9 protein-coding genes are annotated in these 8,089 nt (G+C 73.8%); 2 read left to right on the forward strand and 7 right to left on the reverse strand.

Features of this window, described 5'->3' with window-relative positions; translation table 11 throughout:
• Window positions 1-273 precede the first annotated feature (273 nt).
• From VF468_03685 to VF468_03700, 4 genes are all read right to left on the reverse strand, one after another.
• On the reverse strand, window positions 274-3,726 hold the full coding sequence (locus VF468_03685) for an AAA family ATPase (protein HEX5877414.1): 3,453 nt from the start codon (window positions 3,724-3,726) through the stop codon (window positions 274-276).
• Window positions 3,727-4,137: 411 nt separating this feature from the next.
• Complete coding sequence (locus tag VF468_03690) at window positions 4,138-4,461, reverse strand: hypothetical protein (GenBank protein ID HEX5877415.1); 324 nt, start codon at window positions 4,459-4,461, stop codon at window positions 4,138-4,140.
• Window positions 4,462-4,562: 101 nt separating this feature from the next.
• Window positions 4,563-4,760, reverse strand: coding sequence for a DUF397 domain-containing protein (locus VF468_03695; protein ID HEX5877416.1), 198 nt, complete (start codon window positions 4,758-4,760; stop codon window positions 4,563-4,565).
• A 52-nt stretch (window positions 4,761-4,812) separates the two neighbouring features.
• Window positions 4,813-5,394, reverse strand: a complete 582-nt coding sequence (locus tag VF468_03700; GenBank protein ID HEX5877417.1) for a helix-turn-helix domain-containing protein — start codon at window positions 5,392-5,394, stop codon at window positions 4,813-4,815.
• A 148-nt stretch (window positions 5,395-5,542) separates the two neighbouring features.
• Here VF468_03700 and VF468_03705 point away from each other — a divergent pair, with 148 nt between their 5' ends.
• The gene (locus VF468_03705) at window positions 5,543-6,400 is read left to right on the forward strand and encodes a helix-turn-helix transcriptional regulator (protein HEX5877418.1); all 858 of its coding nucleotides are present in this window, start codon (window positions 5,543-5,545) and stop codon (window positions 6,398-6,400) included.
• Between the two features lie 24 nt (window positions 6,401-6,424).
• On the opposite strand, the gene VF468_03710 is transcribed toward VF468_03705, so the two are convergent.
• The gene (locus VF468_03710) at window positions 6,425-6,616 is read right to left on the reverse strand and encodes a DUF397 domain-containing protein (protein ID HEX5877419.1); all 192 of its coding nucleotides are present in this window, start codon (window positions 6,614-6,616) and stop codon (window positions 6,425-6,427) included.
• 210 nt (window positions 6,617-6,826) lie between these two features.
• Here VF468_03710 and VF468_03715 point away from each other — a divergent pair, with 210 nt between their 5' ends.
• Window positions 6,827-7,030, forward strand: a complete 204-nt coding sequence (locus VF468_03715; protein HEX5877420.1) for a hypothetical protein — start codon at window positions 6,827-6,829, stop codon at window positions 7,028-7,030.
• A 36-nt stretch (window positions 7,031-7,066) separates the two neighbouring features.
• Here VF468_03715 and VF468_03720 read toward each other — a convergent pair whose 3' ends face one another.
• Window positions 7,067-7,684, reverse strand: a complete 618-nt coding sequence (locus tag VF468_03720; GenBank protein HEX5877421.1) for a dihydrofolate reductase family protein — start codon at window positions 7,682-7,684, stop codon at window positions 7,067-7,069.
• 83 nt (window positions 7,685-7,767) lie between these two features.
• The gene (locus tag VF468_03725) at window positions 7,768-7,959 is read right to left on the reverse strand and encodes a YbdD/YjiX family protein (protein HEX5877422.1); all 192 of its coding nucleotides are present in this window, start codon (window positions 7,957-7,959) and stop codon (window positions 7,768-7,770) included.
• Between the last annotated feature and the right edge of the window lie 130 nt (window positions 7,960-8,089).

Raw genomic sequence — 8,089 nt, forward strand, 5'->3', positions numbered from 1 at the left:
GTCGGCGTAAAGGCCTTCGACATCGAGGGCAACCTCCTGTTCGCCCATGGCCAGCACGCGGCGCTGGAGCTGGGCGTTGAGGCCATCTTCGCCAAGGTGTGCGACGCCCTGCAAGGCTGACCATCGGCAACCGAAGCCGGAGGAACATGCAGTCGAGGCATCACCTAATGAGCTAACTTGCGTTTCGGCAGCCAAGCACAGCGCATGAGTCCAGCGAATTGCAGAGCAGGCGCTCTTCCAGCTGAGCTGCATCCCCGGGTGACCTGCGGCTGGTCAGCTATTGAACCTTGGCAGCAGCGACCCAGCCTCGGTCGCCGGCGGCCGGGCACCCAGGGCGGTCAGGCGCCGCTGGGCGACCCTCAGCACCTGCTCGCCCTCCGGGCGCCCTAACCGCAGGAGGCAGCGGCCCTGGGCGAGGAGGGCCAGGGCGTGCTCGTGGACGTGGCCGTAGGTGTTCCAGCCCGTGGCGGCTTCGGCGAACAGGTCGGCGGCGCGCTCCGGGTCGCCGGTGGCTTCGGCGAGGACGGCGGTGGCGGTGGTGGCGGTGAGGCGGTACCTGGTGGCGGTGGGCTCGGCCTGGGCGATCAGGGAACGGGCCAGGTCGGGGGCGGGTTCGGCGGTGACCCGGACCATGTCGGCGAGGAACTGGCCGAGGAAGCGGCGGCCGCCGGCCCGGTCGGCGGTGAGCTGGGCGGCCTCGGTGACGAGGGCCACGGCGGCGGGGTGGTCGCCGGTGGCGTGCTCGACCAGGGCGGCGTTGACCAGGGCGGGGACGAGCTGCTGGAGGTCGTCGATCTCCCTGGCCCGGGGGAGGACTCTGGTGGCCAGGTCGCGGGCGGCGATCAGGTGGCCCTGCCATGCGAGGACGAGGGTGACGTAGCGGCGGCAGCCGATGGCCAGGTAGTCGCCGCCGTGGGCCAGGTCCCAGGCGATCGCCTCGTCGGCCAGGGTGACGGCCTCTTCCCAGCGGCCCAGGTCGAGCAGCGGGCCCAGGGTGGAGGCGCGCAGCCACATGGCGGCCTCGCTGAGGCCGCGGCGCTCGGCGAAGTCGACGCCCTCCTCGCAGACCTCCAGGGCCGCCTGCGGACCCTCGACCAGCCAGACCGGCTCGGCCAGGTTGTTGTAGAGCACGGCGGTGTCGTAGCCCGACCCCAGCTCCAGGCCGAGGGCCAGCCCCGCCCGCAGGTCGTCCATCCCGCCGAAGTCGCCCAGGTCGCAGCGGGCCATGCCGCGGGCGTCGAGGGCGCGGGGCCGGATCCGGGGCAGCCCGCCGAGCTCGTCGGCCAGGACCAGGGCCTTGTCGGCCCAGTCGAGGGCCTCGGAGGCGTGGCCGGAGACGACCCGGTCGCCGGCCATGCGGACATACGCCGAGACCAGCTCGGTGCCGGGCGGCTCCCGCTCCAGCAGCTCGATGGCCTCGGTGAGGACGGCGTTGGCCCGGCGGGTGTCGCCCTGGTTCCAGTAGACGGTGGCCAGCCGGCCCAGGGTGGCCCCGAGGACCTGGGTGTCGCCCTGGCGGCGCAGGTCGGCGATGGCCTCCTCGTAGACGGCCACCGCCTCCGGGTAGTCGCCGGACTGGAACGCCGCCCGCCCGGTCCTGACCAGCAGGTGGGGCCGCTCGGGCTCCCTGGGCTGGCCGAGCTCGACGGCCTGGCGGTAGTAGGCGCGGGCCCGGTCGAGGTCGAGGTTGATGGTCCGGTCCCCGGCCAGGACGAGGAAGCGGCGGGTCGGCTCGACCAGCTTGTCGATCTGCTCCTGGGGCTCCCGGGCCGCCCTGGCGTAGGCCAGCGCCTGTCCGTAGTGGTGGGCGACGACCTCGGCCAGGTCCCCGACCCGCTCCCCGGCCACGGCCTCGACCCACTCGGCGACCGCCTGGTGGCGGCGGGCCCGGCCCGCCCTGGGAATCTGGGCGTAGGCCACGTCCCTGACCAGGGCGTGCCAGAACACGTACTCGTCCTGGTGCTGGACCGACGAGGTCCGGGCCCGCTGGACCAGCTGCTTGCGCTCCAGCTCGGCCAGGCCGGCATGGACCGTCTGGTCACCGGCGCGCCCGCCGTCCACCGGGGGGCTGGCCTCAAGCCCCCCGGAGCCCCCGTCGCCGTCCATGGCGGCCACGGCGCCCGGCCAGAAGACCCGGCCGACCACGGCGGCGTTCTGGACCAGCGCCCTGACCTCGGGGGCGAGGGCGTCGAGGCGGGCCGCGATCAGCCCGTGCACGGTCTCGGGGACGGGGATGTCGGGGACGGCCGCGTCCTCGCCGGCGACCATGCCCTGGTCGGCCAGGAGCCGGGCGAACTCCTCGGCGTACAGCGGGTTGCCACCGGCCCGCTCCAGCAGCAAGGCCTGCACCCCGACGGGCAGCGACGTCCTGCCCACCAGGACGGCCACCAGCCGCGCCACCTCCAGGTCGCTCAGCGGCGCCAGCGGGATCCTGGTCGCGGCCGGAGTGCCGCCGCCCCAGCCCGGGCGCCGCTCCAGCAGCTCGGGACGGGCCGTGGCCACGATCAGCAGGGGAAGGTCGCTGGACCGCTCGACCAGATGCTCGAGGAACTCGAGCATGGCCGCGTCGGCCCAGTGGAGGTCCTCCACCACCAGCACCAGCGGGTGTGAGGCGGCCATGGCCTCGACGAAGCGCTGCCAGGCGGCGAACAGCTCGGCCCGCTCGGCCTTGACCGCGTCGGCGTCGGCGATCCCGAGCAGGGGGGCGAGCCGCGCCCGCAGCCACTCGCGCTCCGACGGGTCGGGGAGCAGGTCGGCGATGACCGCCCGGAGCTTGCCCGACACCTCGGCCGGGGGGTCGGACTCGAGGACCCCGGCCTGGGCCTTGACGATCTCGCCCAGCGCCCAGAAGGTGATCCCGTCGCCATAGGGCAGGCAGCGGCCCTGGCGCCAGGTGACCAGCTCGGGCCGGACGTCCACGGCGGCGGCCAGCTCACCCACAAAGCGTGACTTTCCCACTCCGGGCTCGCCCACGACCGTGACCAGCCGTACGGTCCGGTCGGCCAGGGTCTGCTCGAACAGGCCCCTGAGACGCTCCAGCTCGGCCTGGCGGCCGACGAACGGGGTGCCGGCCCGGCGCACGGCCTCGATGCCGGTGCGGCTGCGGGCCCCCTGCAGCTGCCACACCGGCACCGGGTCGGCCTTGCCCTTGACCTGGACCGGCCCGAGCTCCTGGTAGTCGAACAGCCGGCGGGTCGCCCGGAAGGTCACCTCCCCCACCACCACTCCACCCGCCGGGGCCACCCCCTGCAGCCGCGAGGCCGTGTTGACCACGTCCCCGACCACGCCCTCGGTCTGGCGGGCCGGGCCGAAGCGGACCAGGGCCTCGCCGGTGGTGATGCCGATGCGGACGGTCAGGTTGAGCTCCTCGCTGGCCGCCAGCATGGCCAGGGCGCAGCGGACGGCTCGTTCGGGGTCGTCCTCGTGGGCGACGGGGGCGCCGAAGACGGCCATGACGCCGTCGCCGACGAACTTGTCCAGGGTGCCGCCGAGGCGTTCGATCTCGGCCCGCAGCCGGATGTGGTAGGGGCGCAGCAGGGCGCCGACGTCCTCGGGGTCGGCCTGGTCGGAGCGGGCGGTGAAGCCCACCAGGTCGCAGAACAGCACCGTGACCAGGCGGCGCTCCTCGGCCGGGGCCCGGACTGGTCCGGCGAGGGACGCCCCGCAGGCCCCGCAGAACCGGAAGCCCCCCGGGTTGTCCTGTCCGCATACTGCGCAGCGCGGCATGGGGGAAGTCTACGGGGCGGCCACCGACCGTGGTTGACCGGGGTGTGGAAACCGGGTTGCGGGGGCTTCGGGCGGAAGACAGATGCATCCGCTGCAACGTCGCCGACCTGGGGTGCCGGACACCGACCCGGACGACATCCGCACGTTGTGGCGCCGCCTTCGCCGACATCGGCAACCAGCCACCCCGGAGCTACGAGTTCTGGGTGGATGTCGACCTGGAGCGCTCCGACTTCAACCCGGCACTGTGGTTGCTGGCCGTCCGCCGCGACCAGCGCGGCCGCGTGCCGGCATGCGGGTCCAGCACCAGTACGACCACCGGGTCCGCGACCCACCCTGATCCCGGCGCGACCGGGTGGCGGGCTCCCGTGGGCGACCGGCCCCCGGTGAGCGGCCGAGCGATGCTGGGTGCCGCTAGGCGGTGGTGGCGGGGCTGGCCGGGGTGCCGGAGGCGGCGGAAGTGGTGGAGCCGGTGGCGGCGGACGCTTGGCCCGGGGGCGCGGGGGCCTCGTGCCAGATGCCCTCGTCGAGCTCGGCCTTGCGCTGGCTGCGGCGGACCAGGTAGGTCGCGGTCCCGGCCAGGGCGAGCAGGAAGAACAGCTTGCGGCCACGGCGGGAACGGGGGGCCTGGGCGGCCTCCTGGGGCGCGGGCTTCTGGCTGGCCTGCTTGCCGTTGGACCTCTGGCCGGCCTTGGTGTCCTTGGACACCTTGTCCTTGTCCCGTCGCTTGCGGGCCATGGCTCCTCCTCCGACGCGGTTGCGGCCTGGCGGGGCGAAAGTCTAGCCTCGCCGGCCGTCACGCGCCGCCCCGCCAGGGCGGCGGCGCCTGGATCGCCGGATCAGGGGAGGTCGAACTCGCCGCCGCGCACGCCGCCGACAAAGGCCTCCCACTCGCGGGCGCTGAAGAGCAGGACGGGGCCGCTCCGGTCCTTGGCGTCGCGGACCGCGACCTGGCCGTCGAGGAGGGCGACCTCGACGCAGCCGTTGAGGTCGCAGAGGGTGCTGGTTCGCCATGCGGCGGCGGTCAGATCCTGCATCCGGGCTCCCGTTCGTGCGGCGCGTCGTCGGCCGCAACGTAGCCCGGGAGGCCTAACGGCCCGCTAACGCCCGCGGACCGGCGAGCACCGTGGCGGCCATGGCGCGGGCGCGGGCGGCCGCGCCCGGCTGGCGGTCGAGCACGGCCACCGCCGTGGCCCCGTCGATCAGCACGTGGAGCTGGAGGGCAGCGCCCTCGGGCGAGGGCACGCCGGCCGCGGTGGCGAGGTCGCGGAGCAGCTCCCGCAGGGCGGCCCGGTGGGCGGCGATGGCCGCCTGGGCGGGGTGGCCGGGCTTGGCCCGGAGCTCGGTGGCGACGTTGTCCACGTACGACCCGCGGAAGCCCTCGTCGGCGAACCACTTCTCGAGCGCGTCCCAGAGGCCCTCGAGCCGCGCTCCGGGGTCGCCGGTGTCCGTCCACGACTCGTCCCGCAGCCAGGCCAGCCAGCGCACGCTCCACTGTTCCACGGTGGCCGCCACCAGCTCGTCCTTGCCGCCGAACTTGCGGTAGACGGTCATGGGGGCGACGTCGGCCTCGGCGATGACCCGGTCGACGCTGGTCGCGTTGATGCCCTCGTCGGCGAAGAGGCGGGTCGCCGCGTCGAGGATCCGCTCCCGCGGCCTGGTGGTCGCCATGGTGGCCTCCCGCCGGAAGGTAGAGAATGGTCTCTCTTGCAGGAGTCTGAACGAATCCGGCAGACTCTGCAACTATGCAGAATGCATCCCTGCCCATGACAACCTTGCCGCACCACTCGAGCCAGCCCCTGAGCCACGGGGAGCCCAGATGACCACGCGGACCCCGACCGGCCGCCGGCGGCGCCTCGGGGCCGAGCTGCGCCGGCTCCGGGAGGAGACCGGGCTGACCATCGACCAGGTCGCCGAGGTGCTCGAGTGCTCCCAGTCCAAGGTCTCCCGCATCGAGACGGGGCAGGTCAGCGCGACCCCGCGCGACGTCCGGGACATGCTGGCGCTGTACCGGGTATCCGACGCCCAGCGCGAGGCCATGGTCCAGATCGCCAGGGAGGCCCGCCAGCCGGGCTGGTGGCAGAAGTTCGTCGACGTGCCCGACGGCGTACCCGCCTATGTCGGGCTGGAGACGGCCGCGACCTCGATCGACATCTACATGTCGGTGATCGTGCCCGCCCTGCTCCAGACCGCCGACTACGCCCGGGCGGTGATCGGCGCGGTCCGCCCCGACCTGCCCGGAGCCGAGATCGACCGGCGGGTCGAGCTCCGCCTGCGCCGCCAGGCCCTGCTCGACCAGGACAGCCCCCCGGCGCTGCGGGTCCTCCTGGACGACACGGTGCTCCGGCGCCCGGTCGGCGGCGAGAAGGTCATGGCCGCCCAGCGGCGGCGGCTGCTTGAGGACGCGGCCCGGCCGGCGGTCACCCTCCAGGTGCTGCCCGTCGAGGCCGGGGCCCACGCCGGGATGGACGGGCCGTTCACCATCTTCGGCTTCCCCGCCCCGGCCGAGCGCGACGTGGTCGCCCTCGACAGCGCCGCCGACGCCCTCTACCTGGAGGGTGCCGAGGACGTGGCCCGCTACCGGCGGGTGTTCGGGCTGCTCCTGCCGGCGGCGCTCACGCCCGAGGCGTCGGCCGGGCGCATCGCCGCCGCCGGCGTGGCGGCCGAGGCGGTCTAGCGGTCAGGGCCTGCGGTCCAGCGGTCAGGGCTCCAGGTCGAACTCGCCTCCGCGGACCCCGCCCAGGAAGGCGTCCCACTCGACCGCCGTGAACTCCAGCACCGGGCCCTGGCCCTGGTCCTTGGAGTCGCGGACCGCGATCCGGTCGCCGACAACCGCCACCTCGACGCACCCGTTGGTGGTGCTGAGGGTGCTCTTGCGCCACTCGACCCGCACCTGGTCCTCCACCTGTCGCCCAGCCCCCTCCCCGTCCGTGCCGGCCCCGGCGGCCGGTCGTCGGTCGCAGATGCTAACCCCTGTGGCGACCAGCGACGCAACGCAGACGTCACCAAGCGACAACCAGGGCGCAACACGTGACAACTAGGCTCGATCCCGGCCGTGGACGACACCGGTCGCTGCCGGACGGCCGACGACGGAGCGAGGAACGTGAACACCACGCCGCGATTGGAGGGAATGCACGCCGCCACCGCCACAACCGCGGGATGGATCGAGGCGGCGGCTGACGGAGGGCCGGAGTGCTTCTTCTGCGGGGACCCGGCCAAGCGCTACAAGCCGCTGAACGAGGGGACGCTCACCAGCCTCAGGAAGCTGTGGTGGTGCCGCCCCTGCGAGACCACCTGGGTGGCCTGACCGCGGGCTTCCCCAACGCCGGCCCGCGCCTGGCGGCTACTGCTCGGGCTGGGACAGGTGCGCCTTGGCGTCCTCATAGGTGACGTCGCCGGCCGGCTCGGCAGGCCCGTAGACGAGGTTCAGCACGCCCGTGCTGAACGCCTCGGACGAGAGCAGCCGCAGCGGGACCGGGGGCTCGCCCTCGTCGAACAGCCGCATGCCCTTGCGCACGGCGATCGGGTGCACCAGCAGGTGCAGCTCGTCCAGCAGCCCCGCGGCCAGCAGCTGGCGAACCACCGAGACCGACCCGCTCATGGCGATGTTCCCGTCGCCCGGCTGGTTCTTCAGGGCGGTCACGGCCTCGACGAGGTCGCCCTCCAGCTGCTCGGAGTTCCGCCAGGCCAGCTCCAGCCGCTGGCGCGACACGACGATCTTGCGCATGTCGCCGAGCACCTTGGCGAACTCGGCGTCCTCGTCGCCGGCCTCCTCCCGCTCCGGCCACGCCCCGGCGTGGTCGTCGTAGGTCTTGCGGCCCAGCAGCAGCGTGTCGGCCGAGCGGAGGCCAGCGTCGACGGCCGCGCCCATCTCGTCGTTGAAGTACGGGAAGTGCCAGTCTCCCGGCTCCTCGACGACCCCGTCGAGCGAGATGAACAGGTTGGCGACGATCTTCCGCATCATCCTCCTCCATCACGACCAGCCGGTGGCACGGCGCCAGCCCGACGCCGTGGATGGACCCTACCGCGTCCGTGCGACACGCTCTAGCAGCAACGCTGGCCCGGGCGGACCTCTATCCGGTCCATGCGGCGGCACTCGAACTCGCGGCGGGAGAGGACCTGGGCGTCGGGATGGTCCCGGTGCTGGTGGGCCAGGTAGTGCTCGTAGGCGTTCTCCCCCATCACCTCACGCACGTACCAGAGGGCGCCGGCCACGGCCCGCCGCAGCCGGGCCATCAGCCGTCACCTCCTGAACCGCCGGACCCTTCGGACCCGCCCGACCCGTTCCGCCGGGCGCCGACCGGCTCCTCGGTGCGCAGCTCGGCCTGGCGGGCCCGGTCCTCGGCGGTCGGGAACAGGCCCGACG

It is taken from the genome of Actinomycetota bacterium, assembly GCA_036280995.1.
GTDB lineage: Bacteria > Actinomycetota > CALGFH01 > CALGFH01 > CALGFH01 > CALGFH01.